This is a genomic window from Oceanicella sp. SM1341 (genome assembly GCF_003448965.1).
Classification (GTDB): domain Bacteria; phylum Pseudomonadota; class Alphaproteobacteria; order Rhodobacterales; family Rhodobacteraceae; genus Paroceanicella.
On the sequence record NZ_QRGC01000004.1, the window covers coordinates 54,052 to 71,295 of the forward strand.

The following is a 17,244-nucleotide window of genomic DNA, read 5'->3' on the forward strand; positions in this document are numbered from 1 at the left end:
TCAGATCGCCACGTAGCGGTCGCGCCGGTGGTTGAAGGCGAGGATGAGGTTCATCACGACAGCGCCCGCGATGGACATCAGCACCGAGACCGGCGGCACCACGAGGAAGGCGAGCACCAGCACGCTGAGGTCGACCGCCATCTGCACCCAGCCGGCGCGGATGCCGTGCCGGTCCTGCAGGTAGACCGCCATGATGCCCACGCCGCCGAGGCTGGCGCCATGCCGGAACAGCGCCAGCAGCCCCACGCCGGCCACGCAGCCCCCGAGCAGCGCCGCGGCCAGCGGCGGCACCTGCCCCAGCGGCACCACCTGCGGCGCGATGGTGGTGAGCAGCGACACCCCCGCCACGCAGCCCAGCGTGCGCAGGGTGAAGCCGCGCCCCATCTGGCGCAGCGCGAACCAGTAGAACGGCAGGTTCACCACGAAGAACACCGGCCCGAAGCTCCACCCCGTGGCATAGGCGATGAGAAACGCCACCCCCGCGGTCTGCCCGGTCAGCAGCCCGGCCTGGCCGATGAAGCTCACGCCGAGCGAGGTGAGCACCATGCCTGCCGTGAGGCCCTGGGCGTTTTCGAGGGGGGAATGGCGGGGGGCGGTCATGTCGGGCATCGCGGGGATCCGGCGCAGGGGAATGCTGTCTTGCTCCCCGACTCTACCGCTCCCGGGCCGCGGGTTCACCCGCTTTTTTGCACCGCACCACCGCCCGGGGCACCAGCCATCCTTCCCGGCCGGGCACAGTGCCCGCGGCCCCTGCCTCACGGCCCCCGCGGGTTTAAACCTCAGCCCTTCTCGGGCATTTTGCTTGACAGGCGACCCTCCCGCGAAAATCCTGCAAATATTGTGCAATGCATTACTGAGATGCGGACCCCAACTCGATCCGCGCTCCGCCCGGCCGTTTCTTTTCTTCCCCGGCCCGCGCGCGGCACGTGACTTCCGGGCGAGGCGAAACCGCATCCCGGCCCTGGGCCCGGAAGCCTCCGGGACATCGGCCGCAGCAGCGAAGGAGAGACAGGGAAATGGCATTCCAGGACACGCTCGGCACCCCCGCACAGCTTGCCGACCCCGATTACACACCCCCGCTCGCCCGCGCGGTGCCGCTGGGCATCCAGCACGTGCTGGCGATGTTCGTGAGCAACGTCACCCCGGCGATCATCGTCGCCGGCGCCGCGGGTTTCGGCTTCGGCACGCCCGGCGTGGGCGATCTCGTCTACATGATCCAGATGTCGATGCTCTTCGCCGGCATCGCCACGCTGTTCCAGACCATCGGCTTCGGCCCGGTGGGGGCGCGGCTGCCCATCGTGCAGGGCACCAGCTTCGCCTTCCTGCCGATCATGATCCCGCTCGTGGCCGGCAAGGGGGTGGAGGCGATGGCCGCCCTCACCTGCGGCGTGGTGGTGGGCGGGCTGTTCCACGCCTCGCTCGGCACGGTGATCGGGCGCATCCGCTTCGCCCTGCCGCCGCTGGTGACCGGGCTCGTGGTCACGATGATCGGGCTCGCGCTGGTGCGCGTCGGCATCCAGTATGCCGCGGGCGGGGTGCCGGCCATCGGCACGCCGGAATACGGCTCCGCGCAGAACTGGACCGTGGCGCTGGTGGTGCTCTTCGTCACGCTGGGGCTGAAGTTCTTCACCCATGGCATGATGTCCATCGCCTCGGTGCTGATCGGGCTTCTCGCCGGCTACGTGGTGGCCTGGGCCTTCGGCATGGTCGATTTCGCCTCCGTGGGCCGGGCGGCCTGGTTCACCCTGCCCACGCCCTTCCACTTCGGCTTCGAGTTCAGCCTCGCGGCGGTGATCGGCTTCGCGCTGATGGGTTTCATCTCCGCCATCGAGACGGTGGGCGATGTCTCGGGCATCACCAAGGGCGGCGCGGGGCGCGAGGCGACCGACCGCGAGATCTCCGGCGCCACCTTCGCCGACGGGCTGGGCTCGGCGGTGGCGGGCGTGTTCGGCGCCCTGCCCAACACCTCGTTCAGCCAGAACGTGGGCCTCATCGCCATGACCGGCGTGATGAGCCGCCATGTCGTCACCTGCGGGGCGATCTTCCTCATCCTCTGCGGGCTGGTGCCCAAGATCGGCGCGGCCATCTCCACCGTGCCCATCGAGGTGCTGGGCGGCGGCGTGATCGTGATGTTCGGCATGGTGGTGGCCGCCGGCATCTCCATGCTCGCCGATGTCGACTGGAACCGCCGCAACATGGTGATCTTCGCGGTCGCCCTCTCCGTGGGCCTCGGCCTGCAGCTCGAGCCCGGCGCGGTGCAGCACCTGCCCCAGACCGCACAGGTGCTGATGACCTCGGGCCTGCTGCCCGCGGCCCTCATCGCCATCGTCCTCAACCTCGTGCTGCCCGACCCGGTGACGGCGGACCAGACCGAGGAGGTCTCCGGCGGCCTCGCCGGGCATCGCAATGACGCCTGAATCGGGGCCCGAGCCGGGGCCCGAGCCGGACCCGAGCGCATAACTTCGACTTATCGAAAGCACGGCACAATATATTTGCGCCGTGCTTTCCCCCGCGCCATGCTCCGCCGCGAAAGGATGGCGAGATCATGGCGTTCACCAGACTGGCCGAGACCGGCCGCCCGCCCGTGGCCTTCACCGTGGACGGCATTGCCGCCGAGGGCTGCGAGGGCGATACCGTGATGGTGGCCCTGCTCACCGCCCGGGGGCACCTGCGCCGCGAGGAATTCGGCGGCACTCCGCGCGCCGGCTTCTGCATGATGGGCGCCTGCCAGGACTGCTGGGTGCGCCTCGCCGACGGCAGCCGCATCCGCGCCTGCACCACGCCGCTCAGCCCCGGCATGGACATCCGCATCGACACCCCGGAGGATACGTGGCCGACCCTCGCGTGATCGTGCTCGGCGCCGGCCCCGCCGGGGTGCGCGCCGCCCAGACCCTTGTCGCCGCCGGCCTGCGGCCGGTGGTGATCGACGAGGCCCCCCGCGCCGGCGGCCAGATCTACCGCCGCCCGCCGCCGGGCTTCACCCGCTCCGCCGCCGCGCTCTACGGCACCGAGGCCGGCCGCGCCACCGCCGTGCACGAGGCGTTCGACGCGCTGAAGGCGCAGGTCGACTACCACCCCGAAACCCTCGCCTGGGCGATCTGGGACGGGGTGGTTCACGCCGCAAAGGGCGCCACCGCGCTCGAATTTCCCTATGACGCGCTGCTGCTCGCCACCGGCGCCACCGACCGGCTGATGCCCGTGCCCGGCTGGGACCAGGCCGGGGCATGGAGCCTCGGCGCCGCCCAGATCGCGCTCAAGGCCCAGGGCTGCGGCATCGGCCGGCGGGTGGTCTTCGCCGGCTCCGGCCCGCTGCTCTACCTCGTCGCCGCGCAATACGTGAAGGCCGGGGCCGAGGTGGCCGCCGTGCTCGACACCGCGCCGAAATCCGCCCAGATCCGCGCCCTGCCCGGGCTGATGGCGCGCCCCGCCGTGCTCGCCAAGGGGCTCGTGCTGCGGGCAAAACTGCTGCGCGCCGGCGTGCCCGTGCACCAGGGCGTCACCCTCACCCGCATCACCGGCAGCGGCGAGGCGGATGGCATCAGCTGGCGCGATGCGCGCGGCGCCGAGCATCACATCGCGGCCGAGGCGGTGGCCCTCGGCTGGCACCTGCGCCCTGAGACGCAGCTCGCCGATCTCGCCGGCTGCGCCCTGCGGCTCGACCCCGAGACCCGGCTCTGGCTGCCCGAGATCGACCCGGACGGGCGCAGCTCCGTGCCCCGCGTCTACCTCGCGGGTGACGGCGCGCGCCTGCTCGGCGCCGACGGGGCGGAAGCCGCGGGTCGCCTCGCCGCCCTCGCCGCACTGCAGGACATGGGCCGCCCGGTATCGGCTGCCGAGCAGGCCCGGCTGCGCCGCGAGATCGCCCGGATGGACCGTTTCCGCCGCGGCCTCGTCACCGCCTTCCCCTGGCCCGCCGCGCAGGCCGCAGCCCTCCCCGACGAGACGATGATCTGCCGCTGCGAGGCGATCACCGCCGGCGAGATCCGCGCCGCCGTCACCGGCAAGGGGGCGAAAGAGATCAACCGCGCCAAGGCGTTGAGCCGGCTCGGCATGGGCCGCTGCCAGGGCCGGTTCTGCGGCGTGGCGGGGGCCGAGCTGATCGCCGCCGCCGCGGGCTGCGGGCTGGACGAGGTCGGGCGCATCCGCGGCCAGGCCCCGGTGAAGCCCCTGCCCGTCGCCGCCACGCCGGAGGGCGCGGCATGATCCGCACCGACGTGCTCGTGGTGGGCGGCGGGATCATGGGGGCGGCCACCGCCTTCTTCCTGCGCCGGCGCGGGATCTCCGTGGCGCTGGTCGAGCGCGCGCTCATCGGCCAGCAGGCGAGCGGGGTGAACTTCGGCAACGTCCGCCGCCAGGGCCGCTTCCTCGGCCAGCTCCCGCTCGCGCATCGCTCCCGCGCGCTCTGGGGCCGGCTGCCCGAGCTGGTGGGCGAGGATTGCGAGTTCACCGTCACCGGCCATGTGCGCATCGCCCGCGATGCCGCCGGGGTGCAGCGCCTCACCGACTACGCCGAGGCCGCGCGCCCGCTGGGGCTGGAGCTGGAACTGCTCACCCCCAACATGCTGCGCAGCCGCTTCCCCTTCTTCGGGCCGGAGGTCACCATCGGCTCCTATTCGCCGCATGACGGGCAGGCGAATCCCCGCCTCGTTGCGCCTGCCTTCGGGCGCGCGGCGGCGCGGGCGGGCGCGCAGGTGTTCGAGGGCACCGAGATCGTCTCGCTCACGCATGGCAGCACCGGCTTCGAGGCCGAGACCGCCGACGGGCAGCGCCTCAGCGCCCCCGTGGCGGTGGTGACCGCGGGCGGCTGGGCCGACCGCCTCTCCGCCGCCCTCGGCGAGCCGGTGCCGCTGGAGCTGCACGCGCCGCAGATGGCGGTGACCGAGCCGCTGCCCCACCGCATCACCCCGGTGATCGGCATCTCCACCGAGATCCAGGAGGAGGGGCTCTACATCCGCCAGGTGGAGCGCGGCAACGTGGTGTTCGGCGGCGGCCGGCGCGGCGCCATCGTCGATGGCCGCGCGAAGGCCGTACCGTCGAACCTGCTGCTCCAGCTGCGCGAGCTGCAGCGCTTCCTGCCCGGCACGCGGCATGCCCGCATCATCCGCACCTGGGCGGGAGTGGAGAGCTACCTGCCCGACCACCTGCCGGTGATCGGCCCCAGCGCCCGCGTGCCCGGCCTGCACTATGCCTTCGGCTTCTGCGGCCACGGCTTCCAGCTCGGCCCCGGCGTGGGCGACGTGCTGGCCGAGATCATCGACACCGGGCGCACCGACGTGCCGCTGGAGCCCTTCTCCATCGCCCGCTTCGCCGCTCCCATGCCATAATGGCAGATTATTCCTCGGGGGCACTTTTTAATTTCCGTGTAGCGCCATCGCGTGGTGAAATCGTATGCGAAGGCCGCCGCCCGGCCCAGTTCCGAAACCAGTGGGGATGACCACCGACATGTCCAATTCCGTCCTCTCGGTCCGCAATGCGGTGAAACGCTACGGCCCGGTGCGGGCGCTCGACGACGTCTCGCTCGAGATCGGCGACGGCGAGTTCCTCACCCTGCTGGGCCCCTCCGGCTCCGGCAAGACCACGCTGCTCACCGCCATCGCGGGCTTCACCGAGCTCGATTCCGGCTCGCTGTCGCTGCGCGGCACCGACATCACCGGCCAGACGCCGGACAAGCGCAACTTCGGCATGGTGTTCCAGGGCTACGCGCTGTTCCCGAACATGACCGTGGCCGGCAACATCGCCTTCCCGCTGAAGGTGCGGAAGTGGAACTCCTCCGACATCAACACCCGCGTGGCCGAGTGCCTCGCCCTGGTGCAGATGGAGAAATACGCCGACCGCCTGCCCAGCCAGCTCTCCGGCGGGCAGCAGCAGCGCGTGGCGCTGGCGCGGGCGCTGTCGTTCCGCCCCTCGGTGCTGCTGCTCGACGAGCCGCTCTCCGCGCTCGACAAGAAGCTGCGCGCCGACCTGCAGTGGGAGCTGAAGGACCTGCACCGCCAGCTCGGCGTCACCTTCATCTACGTCACGCACGACCAGGACGAGGCGCTGTCGATGTCCGACCGGATCGTGATCCTGAAGGACGGCTCGATCCAGCAGATCGGCGGCCCGGGCGAGCTCTACAACGCGCCGCGCACCCCCTTCGTGGCCGATTTCCTCGGCAAGTCGAACTTCATCGAGGCCGAGGTGACCGGCGGCGCCCCCGGCGCGGTGCAGTGCGCTGCGGGGGGCGAGAGCTTCACCGTGGCCTCCGCCGCGGCACCGGCCACCGGCAGCCGCCGCAAGCTCGCCCTGCGCCCCGAGCGGGTGCGCATCGGCGCGCCGGGCGCGGAGGCCTTCACCGGCCAGGTGCGCCAGCTCTCCTACCTGGGCGAGCGCGCGCATGTCATCGTCACCCACCCGGGCCTGGGCGAGATCCTCGTCTCCTGCCCGACCTGGAAGGCCGGGATCACCCCCGAGCCCGGACTCGGCGTCTCTTTCGGCTGGGACAGCGACGCCTGCGTGTTCCTCGAGGACGCGTGAAGAACACCAGCCTTCAACAAGGAGCTTTCCGATGACTGATTCCGTCGATCACGAATTCCGCAGGGACCTCGTCGAGGTTGCCGCGCACCGCTACCGCGAAGGCCGGCTGACCCGCCGCGGCTTCATCGCCGCGCTCGGCGCGCTCGGCGTGCTGCCGATGATGGGCAAGGGCGCGATGGCCCAGGCCAGCGAGCTGGTCATCGTGAACTGGGGCGGCACCGCCGCCGACATCATCAAGGAAGTCCTCGGCGACACCTACACCGCCGAGACCGGCGTGCCGGTGGTGATCGACGGCTCCGGCCCCTCGGCCGGCAAGATCCGCGCCATGGTCGAGAGCGGCGCCGTGGTCTGGGACGTGTGCGACAGCGGCCCGGGCTCGGCCATCATCCTCGGCCAGCAGGGCGTGATCCAGCCGATCGACTACAACGTGGTCGACAAGTCCAAGGTCATCGAGGGCGCCACCTGGGAATACGGCGTGGGCAACTACGTCTACTCCTACGTGCTGGCGTCGAATCCGAAGATGCTGGGCGGCAACACCCCGCAGACCTGGGCCGACGTGTGGAACGTGAAGGACTTCCCCGGCATGCGCACCTTCCGCAAGTCGGTGCGCGGCATGCTCGAGAGCGCCACCATGGCGATGGGCGTGGCGCCCGAGGACGTCTACGAGGCGCTCGGCACCCAGGACGGCATCGACGCCGCGATCGACAAGTTCCGCCAGCTGCGCGAGAACATCATCGTCTGGGGCTCGGGCTCGGACAGCCAGAACCTGTTCCTGCAGGAAGAGGTGTCGATGGGCAACATCTGGTCGACCCGCGCCCACCTGCTGAAGGACGAGATGGAAGAGGGCAGCTTCACCGTCACGTTCAACGGCGGCGTGCTGTCGCCCGGTGTCTGGGTGGTGCCGAACGACAACCCGGCCGGCACCGAGGAAGCGATGAAGTTCATCGCCTTCGCGCAGGACCCCGAGCTGCAGGTGAAATGGCTCGAGCTCATCGGCTCCGGCCCGGCAAACCCCGCGGCCTCGCCGCTGGTGCCGGACGCGCTGAAGCCCTGGAACCCGTCCTCGCCCGAGAACCTCGCGACGCAGATCCTCTACAACGACGAGTGGTACGCCAAGAACCAGATCGCCGCCGAGGAACTCTACGTCGACGCGCTGATCAACTGATACCGGCGCGCGCCGCCGACCGGCCCTTCCTCCGCCGCCCCGGGCCTGACCCGGGGCCTCCCGGCCTCCGCCGGGGGATGCGCGGGGAGCTTCGAGGCCCCGGGTCAAGCCCGGGGCGCCGGGGCGCGGGGGCGGGGGCGGCGCGCTCCCTGCCGCACCGGAGGGGACACATGACACCCGGCCTGCTCACCGACCGCCACCGCTACTGGCTCCTGATCCTGCCCGCGCTGGCGGTGATGATCATCTTCTACATCTGGCCGCTGGTGAACATCCTCGGCATCTCGGTCACCGAGCCGGAGCCGGGCCTGGGCAACTATGCCCTCCTCGCCGAAAGCCGGCCGATCCAGACCAGCTTCATCATCACCTTCCGGGTGGCGGCGATCACCACCGTGTTCTGCCTGGTGCTGGGCTACATCGTGTCCTACGCCATCTACAACGCCTCGAAGCGCGGCGTGGGGCTGATGGTGGCCCTCGTGCTGCTGCCGTTCTGGATCTCGGTGCTCATCCGCTCCTTCTCCTGGATCGTGCTGCTGGGCCGCTCGGGGCTGGTGAACGACGCGTTGATGGGCATGGGGCTGATCGACCGGCCCCTGCGGCTGATGCACAACGAGTTCGGCGTGCTCATCGCCATGGTGCACGTGATGCTGCCCTTCGCGGTGCTGCCGATCATGGCCAACATGAAGGGCATCGACCGCTCCTTCGTGAACGCGGCCCGCGGCCTCGGCGCCTCCGAGTGGACCGCCTTCTGGCAGGTCTACTTCCCGCAGACCAAGCCCGGCGTGCTCTCGGCCGCGCTGCTGGTCTTCGTGCTCTCGCTCGGCTTCTACATCACCCCGGCGCTGCTGGGCGGCGGCCGCGTGCTGATGATTTCCGAATACATCACCTACCAGATCCAGGAGTTCCTCAAGTGGGGCACCGGGACGATGCTCTCCGTCACCCTGCTGGTGGCCACGGGCGTGGTGATCCTTGCCGCCGCGCGCTTCGTGAACCTGCGCCGCGCCTTCCTGGAGAGAGGCTGATGCACAACCGCTCCTTCTTCCGCATCTTCATGCAGACGGGTGCGTGGCTGATCCTCGCCTTCCTGCTGCTGCCGATGCTGGTGGTGATCCCGGTCTCGCTCACCGACAAGAGCTACATCTCGCTGCCCCAGGACGGGCTGTCGATGCAGCATTACACCAACTATTTCACCTCGGCGGAGTGGCTCTGGGCCACGGGCACCAGCCTGTTCATCGGCGTGGGCGTGGCGCTCTGCGCCACGGTGCTGGGCACCGCCTTCGCCATCGGCTGCTGGTTCCTCTCCGACCGGATGTCGACCATCGCGCGCTGGATCCTGATCACCCCCATCCTGGTGCCGCCGGTGGTGCAGTCGCTCGGCTTCTACCGCTTCTGGGTGCAGCTCGGGCTGATCGACACCTATACCGGCGTGATCCTCGCCCACACGCTGCTGGCCCTGCCCTATGTCTCCATCTCGGTCTTCGCGGCACTGGCAAACCTTGATCGGCGCATCCCGCAGGCGGCGCGCTCGCTCGGCGCCTCGGTCTGGACCACGGTGATCTCGGTGGTGGTGCCGGCGGCAAAGCCGGGCATGATGGCCGGCGCGATCTTCGCCTTCATCGTGTCCTTCGACGAGATCGTCGGCGTGCTGTTCATCACCGTGCGCAACGTGCAGACCCTGCCGAAGATGATCTGGCAGGGCATCCAGGACAACATCGACCCCACCATCGCCGCGGTGGCGACCGTGCTCACGGTTATCACCCTGGTGCTGATGGCGGTGGGGGCGCTGCGCAAGTCATGACCCGCCTGCTGCTGCGCGACGCGCGCTACATTGCCCATGACGGCACCGGCCCGGTGCTGCGCGCCGGCCATATCGCCATCGAGGGTGACCGGATCGTCGCCCTGCCCGAGACACTCGAGGGCAGCGATTTCGAGAGCTTCGAGCCGGTGGAGTGCTCCACGAAAGCCGTCTCGCCCGGCTTCATCAACGCCCATACCCACGCGGTGCTGCTGGCGCTGCGCGGCACGGTGGAGGACATCGAGGGCAACCTCGTCTACCAGTACATGGTGCCGGCGAGCTACCTGCTGGAACCGCATGAGCGCGCCGCCATCGCCCGGCTCGCCTGCGTGGAGGCGATCCGCTGCGGCACCACCACCATGGTCGACCCGCTGCGCCACGTGGCCGATTACGCGCCCGCGATGATCGACACCGGCATGCGCCTGTGGCTGGCCGAAAGCTGCGCCGACGCGGTGACCACCGAGGTGGGCCGCGGCACCTACCGCTTCGACCGCGACTGGGGCGAGACCTTCCTCGCCCGCACCCGCGACCTGATCGAGCGCTTCCACGGCGCCGAGGACGGCCGGGTTCAGGTGATGATCGCCGCCCATGCGCCGGACAATTGCTCGCCCTGGATGCTGGCCACGCTCAAGGAGATGGCCCGCGCCCACGGCCTGCGCCGCACGGTGCACCTCAGCCAGATCGTCTCCGAGGTGGCGCAGGTGCGCGCCCTGCACGGCTGCACCTCCACCGAATACCTCGCCCGCGAAGGCTTCCTCGGCGATGACCTGCTCGCCGTGCACTGGACCTTCTGCACCGAGGAAGACGTCGCAATCCTCGCCGAAAGCGGCACGCATTTCGCCCATTCCCCGGCCTCGATGTCGGTGAAGGGGCCGCACCAGCTGCCCATCCGCGCCATCCTCGAGAGCGGGGTGAACATCGCCTTCGGCACCGACAACATGACCGAGGACATGTTCCAGGCGATGAAGCTCGGCCTCACCGTGCACCGCGGCGCCTGGGGGCGCTCGGTCACGCCGCAGCCCGGCCGGGCCTTCGACTGCGCCACGATCAACGGCGCGAAGGCGCTGGGGCGCGACGATCTCGGCCGCATCGCGGTGGGGGCGAAGGCGGATCTCGCCTTCCTCGACCTCGGCGCCCCGGCGCTGAACCCGCGGCTCTCGCTGGTCTCGAACCTCGTGCATTACGGCCACCCCGGCGTGGTCACCGACACGATGGTGGACGGCCGCTTCCTGATGCGCGACCGCCGCCTCACCACGGTCGACGAGCGCGCCGCCGTGGACGAGGCCCAGGCCGCCACGGACGCGATGTGGGAGCGCTTCGCCGCGCAGGAAAAGGACGTACCGCTGCCGCAGCGCGACACGGTCTGAGAACAGGCAAGGGACTGGACACGAAATGACTTTCTCCATCATCGGCCGCTGCGAGCGCACCGGGGCCTTCGGCGCCGCGGTCACCACCTCGAACCTCGCGGTGGGCTCGCGCTGCGCGCGGCTGAGCCACCGCAAGGGCGCCTTCCTCAGCCAGCACCGCACCGACCCGCGGCTGGGCGACCTCGGCATCGAGCTGCTCTCGCAGGGTGTCTCGGCCGACGAGGCGGTGGCCCGCGTCTGCGAGAGCACCCCGGACGTGGAGTGGCGCCAGCTCGCCGCACTCGACACCGAGGGCCGCGCCTCGGTCTACCACGGCCGGCGCATGTACTCGATCTACACCCATTCGGTGGGCAAGAACTGCGTGGCGGCGGGCAACATCCTCGCCAATGACCGCATCACCGCCGCGATGGTCGCCGCCTTCGAGGAAGACCCCGAGGAGGTGCTGGCCGAGCGGCTGATGCGCGCCCTCGAGGCCGGCCGCGACGCGGGCGGCGAGATCATCGGCCCCCTGCGCTCCTCGGTGCTGCGCGCCACGGGCGAGCACGGGCTCGACCGCTGCGACCTGCGCGTCGACATCTCCGCAAAGGACGCGGTGGCCGACCTGCGCGCCCTCAAGACCGCCTACGGCGACCAGGAGGAGGAGCTGCGCCGCATCGCGCTCGAGCCCGACGCCCTGCCGGTGTCGCGCACGCTCTTCGAGGCCTCCATCGAGCGCATCGAGGCCCTCGGCCTCGCCGACCGTTTCCCCACCGCGCGGCGGCGCGACACCTGGGTCCTGCGGGGATGACAACCGCCCCGGCGCGCACCGGCTTCGCGCCGGTCGCGGCAGTGATGGTGGCCGCGCAGGCGGTGTTCTGCCTCAACGACGGCTTCGTGAAGGCGATCACCGCCGAGGTGAGCGCCATCCAGTACGGCGTGCTGCGCGCCGGCTTCATCTTCGTCTTCCTGTGCATCGGCGCGCTCATCTTCACCGGCATGCGGGCGCGGCCGGTGAAGCTGCTGCCGGTGCTGGCGCGCAGCGGCTTCCAGGCCTGCTCGATGCTGCTGCAGATCTTCGCGCTGTCGCTGCTGCCGCTCTCCACCGCCGCGGTGTGCTTCTACACCTTCCCGCTGTTCTCCACCCTGCTCAGCGCCCTCGTGATGCGCGAGCGGGTGAGCCGCATGCAGGTGGGTGCCGTGGTGCTCGGCCTCCTCGGCGCGGTGCTCATCATCGGGCCGGCGCGGGCCGAGGGGCTGGCGCTCGTGCTGCCCTTCGCCGCCGCCTTCTGCTACGCGGCCTCGGTGCTGGTCACGCATTACCACTGCAAGGAAGAACAGCCGGTGGCGCTGGTGCGCACCCAGGCGCTGGTGGCGCTCTGCGTGGCGGGCGTGGCCCTTGCCGTGGTGCCGGCGGCGGCCGGGGGCACCTGGGTTTCGATGCCGCTCGAGCTCTGGGGCGCGGTGGCGCTGGTGGGGGTGGCCAGCATCGGCTCGGGCTTCCTGCTGGTCTGGGTCTACCAGCGCGCCGCCCCGCCCGACCTCGCGCCCTTCAGCTACACCTACCTGCTCTGGGTCATGCTGCTCGACTTCGCCGCCTGGGGCCACCTGCCCCGCCCGGCGGCGCTGCTCGGCTCGGTGCTCATCGCCCTCGGCGGCATCATGGTGCTGCGCGAGGGCCGCAAGCTCACCCGGAGGTTCAACCAGCCGCTTCGATGAAGCCGCGGAAGAACTCCATGAACCGCCCCGCGAGGTTCGAGGTCGGGAACAGCCGCGAGGTGATGGAGGACATGCGGATGGGCAGCACCGGGTCCGTCGGCACCTTCACGATGCGTCCCGGCTCGCGCCCGATCAGCGCGAAACTGTCCACCAGCGCCACGCCCATGCCGGAGGCCACCAGCTCCAGCGCCGTCGCGGTGTGGCGCACCTCGCAGGAATAGCGCCGCTCCAGCCCGCGCTCGGCGAACACCTGGTCCACCAGCCGGCCCAGCGGCGTGTTGGTGGCGTAGGAGATGTGGTTCACCAGGTTGAGGTCGGTGATGCTCACCCGCTTCATGTAGGCGAAGTCGTGCCCCGGCGGGCAGACGCACACCAGCTCCCCCGCCGCGATCGGCCCGACCGAGAGCGACGGGTGCCGCGGCACGGTGATCGACAGCCCGAGGTCGGCCCGCCCGCTCACCAGCTTCTCGGAGATCTCGTCCACCGAGCCGAGCTCGAGCGACAGCCGCAGCTTCGGCCGCGCCTTCGAGAATTCCGCCAGCGCCCGCGGCAGCACCCCCAGCCCGATGGAGGGCGAGGCGATGATGTTGAGCGTGCCCATGGTGCCGCCGCGCAGCTCCTCCACGATGGAGGAGATGCGCTTCTGCTGCATGAACAGGTGCTGCGCCTCCTGCGCGATGTGCCGCGCCTCGCGCGTGGGGATCAGCCGGCCGCGGTCGCGCTCGAACAGGGTGAGGCCGGTGATGTCCTCCGTGTGGCGGATCATGTTGCTCACCGCGGGCTGCGATACATTGAGCAGCTCCGCCGCGCGCGCCGTGGTGCCGACCTCGATCACGGTGCTGAGCACCTCCAGCTGACGGGCATTGATCATATAACGTGACCTTATTTCCAAGGGGGTGCTATTTTATTTCAACATATCGGCGTGCTCGTCTAGTCCTGTTTGTGATCCGTTAAGGAAGGGAGCTGCCATGAGCCGCAAGGAAATCCTCGCCGTCGCCCAGATGGGCCCGGTCCATCTCAGCGACACCAAGGAAGCGGTGGTCGCCCGTCTCATCGACATGCTGCGCGAGGCGGCGGGCCGCGGCGCGAAATGGGTGACCTTCCCCGAGCTCGCCCTCACCACCTTCTTCCCGCGCTACATCTACGACACGCCCGAGGACTACGACCGCTTCTTCGAGGAGGGCCTGCCCTCCCCCGCCATGGCGCCGCTCTTCGAGGTGGCGAAGGACCTCGGCGTCGGCTTCTACCTCGGCTATGCCGAGAAGATCACCGAGGGCGGCGAGACGCATCGCTACAACACCGCCGTGCTGGTGGGCCCGGACGGCACGATCCTCGGCAAGTACCGCAAGGTGCACCTGCCCGGCACCAAGGACCCGCTCCACAAGGCGAATTTCGAGCATCTCGAGAAGCGCTACTTCGAGGTGGGCGACCTCGGCTTCAACACCTTCAAGTCGCCCATCGGGCGCATCGGCATGTGCATCTGCAACGACCGCCGCTGGCCGGAGACCTTCCGGGTGATGGCGCTGCAGGGCGCCGAGATCTTCATGCTCGGCTACAACACGCCGACGCTGAACATCCACCACCCCGAGCCCGCCCACCTGCGCGCACTGCACCACAAGCTCTCCATCGAAAGTGCCGCCTACCAGAACGGCGCCTGGGTGCTCGCCGCGGCCAAGTGCGGCGCCGAGGACGGGTTCGCGATGATCGGCGGCTCGGCCATCGTGGCGCCGACCGGCGAGACGGTGGCCTACGCGGTGTCGGAGGATGACGAGGTCATCACCCATGCCTGCGACATGGAGCTGGGCGCGTACATCCGCCGCTCGGTGTTCGACTTCGCCCGCCACCGGCGCATCGAGCATTACGGGCTGATCACCTCGCAGACCGGGGTGGAGATCAAGGAATGACCTTCTCGCTCGCCGGCATCTGCGCCGAGACCGGGGAGATCGGCTATGCCGTGACCACCTCGAGCGTCTGCGTGGGCGCCCGGGTGGGGGCCATCGGGCCCGATTGCGTGGTGTTCTCCCAGGCCCGCACCGACCCGCGCCTGCACGGCGTGGGCCTTGCCGCCCATGCCGCCACCGGCTCGGCCGCGGCGGCCATCGGGGCGATGCAGGGCGCGGCCGTGGCGGCGCACTGGCGGCAGCTCGGCATCCTCACCCGCAGGGGCGAGGCGCTGCATTTCACCGGCGCCTCCTGCCTGCCCGAATGCGGCGGGCTCACCGGCGAAGGCTGCCTCGCGCTCGGCAATTTCCTCGGCGCGCCGGAGGTGATGCCGGCAATGGTGGCAGGCTTCGAGGCGGCCACGGGCCCGCTCGCGGCGCGGCTCATCGCCGGGCTCGCCGCCGGCGTGGCGGCCGGGGCGGAGCGTGACCCGCTGCAATCCGCCGCCCTGAAGGTGCTGGGCTCCGAGGGGATCTTCTCGGCCGACCTGCGGGCCGACCGCTCGCCCACCCCAGTGGACGCGCTGGCCGAGCTCTGGGCCGACTGGGCGCCCAAGGCCGATGCCTACCGGCTGCGCGTGCTCGACCCCGATTCCGCCCCGCCCTCGCGCGAGGTGGAACACGCGAACCGGGGCTGAGCCCCGCGCCCGGCCGGCCCGCCCGGCGCACGGGCGGCCGATCGGCCGCCGGGACACCGTCTCACACCCGCCCGGGCGCTTCCCCCCTGCCGCCACGGGCGATGACGCCGCTCCACGCACACCCGGCGAGGACGTCCCGGGCCGGAGGGCGGGCAGCAGCAGGTCCCGGAGGACGTGTCCGCCCCGCTCGGGCCCCGGCGCGGTTGCCCCGGATGCTGGCGCGGCCGGAACCCCGGCGAAAGCCGGGGTCGCCCCGGTGTCTCCGTCAGGCCGCCGCCCCGCGTCCCCTGCACCCTCCCGCGCCCGCCGGGCGAAGCCGCCTACCACGGGCCGTCTGACCGTTGCGGCCGGGGGCTGGCGGCCTCAGAAGGCCTCCTCGTCCACGTAGGTCACCGCGCCGTCGCAGATGGTGAGGACAGGGCGGATCTCGGGGAATTCCTCGGCATCCGCCGCCTCGAGATCGTCGTCGAGCACCACGATGTCGGCGAGGAAGCCGGGCGCGAGCCGGCCCTTCTCGTGCTCGCGGAACTCGGCCTTCGCACCGGCCAGCGTGTAGCCCTCCAGCGCCTGCAGCAGGGTCTGGCGGTTGTCGGGCTGGTCGTCGTCCCATTTCTCCCGGGTCATCGCGGCAGCAACGCCGGCCAGCGGGTCGACAGGCGACACCGGCCAGTCGGAGGCGAAGAGCATCTCGGCCCCGGCTGCGCGCAGCGCCGCCCAGGGGTAGGCCAGCGGCCAGCGCGCCTTGCCGATGCGCGACAGCGTGGGTTCCAGCGGCAGCCCGGCCTGGCCCGGCGGGTGCGGCGGCTGCACGGAGGCGATGACCCCGAGCTCAGCAAAGCGCGGGATGTCGGAGACGAGCGCCACCTCGATATGCTCCACCCGGTGGCGGCTGTCGCGCGGCCCGTTCGCCGCCCGGGCCTTCTCGAACCCGTCGAGCACCATGTTCACCGCCCGGTCGCCGATGGCATGCACCGCCACCTGCAGGCCCCGCCGGTCCGCCTCGGCGATGATGGCGTGGAAGCGCGCCTCCTCGAAGCGCGGCTCGCCGCGCCAGCCCGGGCGGTCGGCGTAATCCTCGGCCATCAGGGCGGTCCAGCCGTCGAGCACACCGTCGATGAACAGCTTCACCGTGCCCGAGGCGATGCGCGGCGAGGCATAGCGCGCCGCCATCCCGGAGGCCTGCTCCAGCGCCTCGATCTCCATCTCCGGCACGAAGTGGAAGGGCACGCGGGCGCGGCAGGTGAGCTCGCCCCGGCGCTCCAGCTCGGAGAGCAGCTCGAGCTGGTAGGCATTGCCGTCCATGTTCTGGAAACTGGTGATGCCGTGGGCGGCGAGATGCGCGAGCCCCTTGCGCAGCGCGGCGAGATCGGTCTCGCGCTGCGCCGCGTCCGGGGCGGGAACCGGGTCGGCGCCGGTGCCGAGCCCCGCCCCCTCGCGCCCCCCGGTCGGGCCCATCGCCTCCACGGGGCCGAAGGCGGCGGGCTCGCGCAGCTCGCCGGCCGCCAGCCCGTCCTCCCCCATGACGATCTCGTTGCCCGGCGGCAGCGCGCGCCCCTCCAGCAGGCCCGCGGCCTTCAGCGCCGCGGTGTTCGCCCAGGCGGTGTGGTGGTCGGGGGCGACCAGCAGCAGCGGGCGGTCGGGCAGGATGGCGTCGAGCACGTGCCGGTCGAGCGCGCGCCCCTCTCCGAGGATGGTGTAGTCGCAGGCCTTGCCGACCAGCAGGTCGAGCCCCGGGTGCTCCGTGTCGAAGTCCCGCACCCGCGCGCGCAGCTCCGCCTCGCCGCTCACGCCCGCGAGCGAGAGCTGGTCCAGCGCCACCGAGCCGGGGAAGATGTGGATATGCGCCTCGTTGAACCCGGGCAGCACGGTGGCGCCGCGCGCGTCCACCGTGCGGGTGCGCGGGCCGGCGAGGCCGGCGATCTCCTCCGCATCGCCGACGGCAATGATCCGCCCCCCGGAGACGGCCAGAGCCTCGGCGCGGGGCCGGCTCGGGTCCATGGTGAGGAGGATGCCGTTGGTGATGATGATGTCGGCGGTTTCGCCCATTCTTGTCTCCCTGTTGCCCTGCTGCGGCGCTGCCCCGGCTTAGCCAGTGGCGGAGGCGGATTGCAACCACCTGCCGCGGTTTAATTTC

Annotated in this window: 16 protein-coding genes; 13 read left to right on the forward strand and 3 right to left on the reverse strand. The window is 71.0% G+C overall.

All coding sequences use genetic code 11. From position 1 onward, the window contains the following. A complete protein-coding gene (locus D3P35_RS05550; RefSeq protein WP_118133483.1) occupies positions 1-609 on the reverse strand; it encodes a YitT family protein in 609 nt (202 codons plus the stop codon). Positions 610-1,016: 407 nt separating this feature from the next. Between D3P35_RS05550 and D3P35_RS05555 the strand changes: the two genes are divergently transcribed. From D3P35_RS05555 to D3P35_RS05605, 11 genes are all read left to right on the forward strand, one after another. After that, positions 1,017-2,417, forward strand: coding sequence for a uracil-xanthine permease family protein (locus tag D3P35_RS05555; RefSeq protein ID WP_118133484.1), 1,401 nt, complete (start codon positions 1,017-1,019; stop codon positions 2,415-2,417). A gap of 128 nt (positions 2,418-2,545) precedes the next feature. Continuing rightward, the gene (locus D3P35_RS05560; RefSeq protein WP_118133485.1) at positions 2,546-2,848 is read left to right on the forward strand and encodes a (2Fe-2S)-binding protein; all 303 of its coding nucleotides are present in this window, start codon (positions 2,546-2,548) and stop codon (positions 2,846-2,848) included. Next, complete coding sequence (locus tag D3P35_RS05565) at positions 2,830-4,203, forward strand: NAD(P)/FAD-dependent oxidoreductase (RefSeq protein ID WP_118133486.1); 1,374 nt, start codon at positions 2,830-2,832, stop codon at positions 4,201-4,203. Before D3P35_RS05560 ends, D3P35_RS05565 begins: the two co-directional genes overlap by 19 nt. After that, positions 4,200-5,324, forward strand: a complete 1,125-nt coding sequence (locus D3P35_RS05570; RefSeq protein WP_118133487.1) for an FAD-binding oxidoreductase — start codon at positions 4,200-4,202, stop codon at positions 5,322-5,324. Before D3P35_RS05565 ends, D3P35_RS05570 begins: the two co-directional genes overlap by 4 nt. 118 nt (positions 5,325-5,442) lie before the next feature. Beyond that, entirely contained in the window at positions 5,443-6,513 is a 1,071-nt protein-coding gene (locus D3P35_RS05575; RefSeq protein WP_232830395.1) for an ABC transporter ATP-binding protein, read from the forward strand. Positions 6,514-6,544: 31 nt separating this feature from the next. Beyond that, positions 6,545-7,678: an ABC transporter substrate-binding protein gene (locus D3P35_RS05580; RefSeq protein WP_118133489.1), complete on the forward strand. Its 1,134-nt coding sequence runs from the start codon at positions 6,545-6,547 to the stop codon at positions 7,676-7,678. 170 nt (positions 7,679-7,848) lie between these two features. Beyond that, positions 7,849-8,697: an ABC transporter permease gene (locus D3P35_RS05585; protein WP_118133490.1), complete on the forward strand. Its 849-nt coding sequence runs from the start codon at positions 7,849-7,851 to the stop codon at positions 8,695-8,697. Next, on the forward strand, positions 8,697-9,473 hold the full coding sequence (locus D3P35_RS05590) for an ABC transporter permease (protein WP_118133491.1): 777 nt from the start codon (positions 8,697-8,699) through the stop codon (positions 9,471-9,473). Before D3P35_RS05585 ends, D3P35_RS05590 begins: the two co-directional genes overlap by 1 nt. Continuing rightward, positions 9,470-10,837 (forward strand): amidohydrolase family protein, encoded by a 1,368-nt coding sequence (locus D3P35_RS05595; RefSeq protein WP_118133492.1) that lies wholly within the window; start codon positions 9,470-9,472, stop codon positions 10,835-10,837. The genes D3P35_RS05590 and D3P35_RS05595 overlap by 4 nt, the downstream gene beginning before the upstream one ends. A gap of 25 nt (positions 10,838-10,862) precedes the next feature. Next, entirely contained in the window at positions 10,863-11,624 is a 762-nt protein-coding gene (locus D3P35_RS05600; RefSeq protein WP_118133493.1) for a DUF1028 domain-containing protein, read from the forward strand. Further along, positions 11,621-12,532, forward strand: a complete 912-nt coding sequence (locus tag D3P35_RS05605) for a DMT family transporter (RefSeq protein ID WP_118133494.1) — start codon at positions 11,621-11,623, stop codon at positions 12,530-12,532. The genes D3P35_RS05600 and D3P35_RS05605 overlap by 4 nt, the downstream gene beginning before the upstream one ends. Here the strand turns inward: D3P35_RS05605 and D3P35_RS05610 are convergent. Then, positions 12,513-13,403, reverse strand: coding sequence for a LysR family transcriptional regulator (locus D3P35_RS05610; protein ID WP_118133495.1), 891 nt, complete (start codon positions 13,401-13,403; stop codon positions 12,513-12,515). The two genes, D3P35_RS05605 and D3P35_RS05610, sit on opposite strands and share 20 nt — an antisense overlap. Positions 13,404-13,500: 97 nt before the next feature. Here D3P35_RS05610 and D3P35_RS05615 point away from each other — a divergent pair, with 97 nt between their 5' ends. Both D3P35_RS05615 and D3P35_RS05620 read left to right on the forward strand, forming a co-directional pair. Continuing rightward, entirely contained in the window at positions 13,501-14,436 is a 936-nt protein-coding gene (locus D3P35_RS05615) for an N-carbamoyl-D-amino-acid hydrolase (protein ID WP_118133496.1), read from the forward strand. Further along, the gene (locus D3P35_RS05620) at positions 14,433-15,110 is read left to right on the forward strand and encodes a DUF1028 domain-containing protein (protein ID WP_118133497.1); all 678 of its coding nucleotides are present in this window, start codon (positions 14,433-14,435) and stop codon (positions 15,108-15,110) included. Before D3P35_RS05615 ends, D3P35_RS05620 begins: the two co-directional genes overlap by 4 nt. Positions 15,111-15,473: 363 nt before the next feature. Here the strand turns inward: D3P35_RS05620 and D3P35_RS05625 are convergent, their stop codons facing one another. Next, positions 15,474-17,156: an amidohydrolase gene (locus D3P35_RS05625; RefSeq protein WP_118133498.1), complete on the reverse strand. Its 1,683-nt coding sequence runs from the start codon at positions 17,154-17,156 to the stop codon at positions 15,474-15,476. Positions 17,157-17,244: the final 88 nt, after the last annotated feature.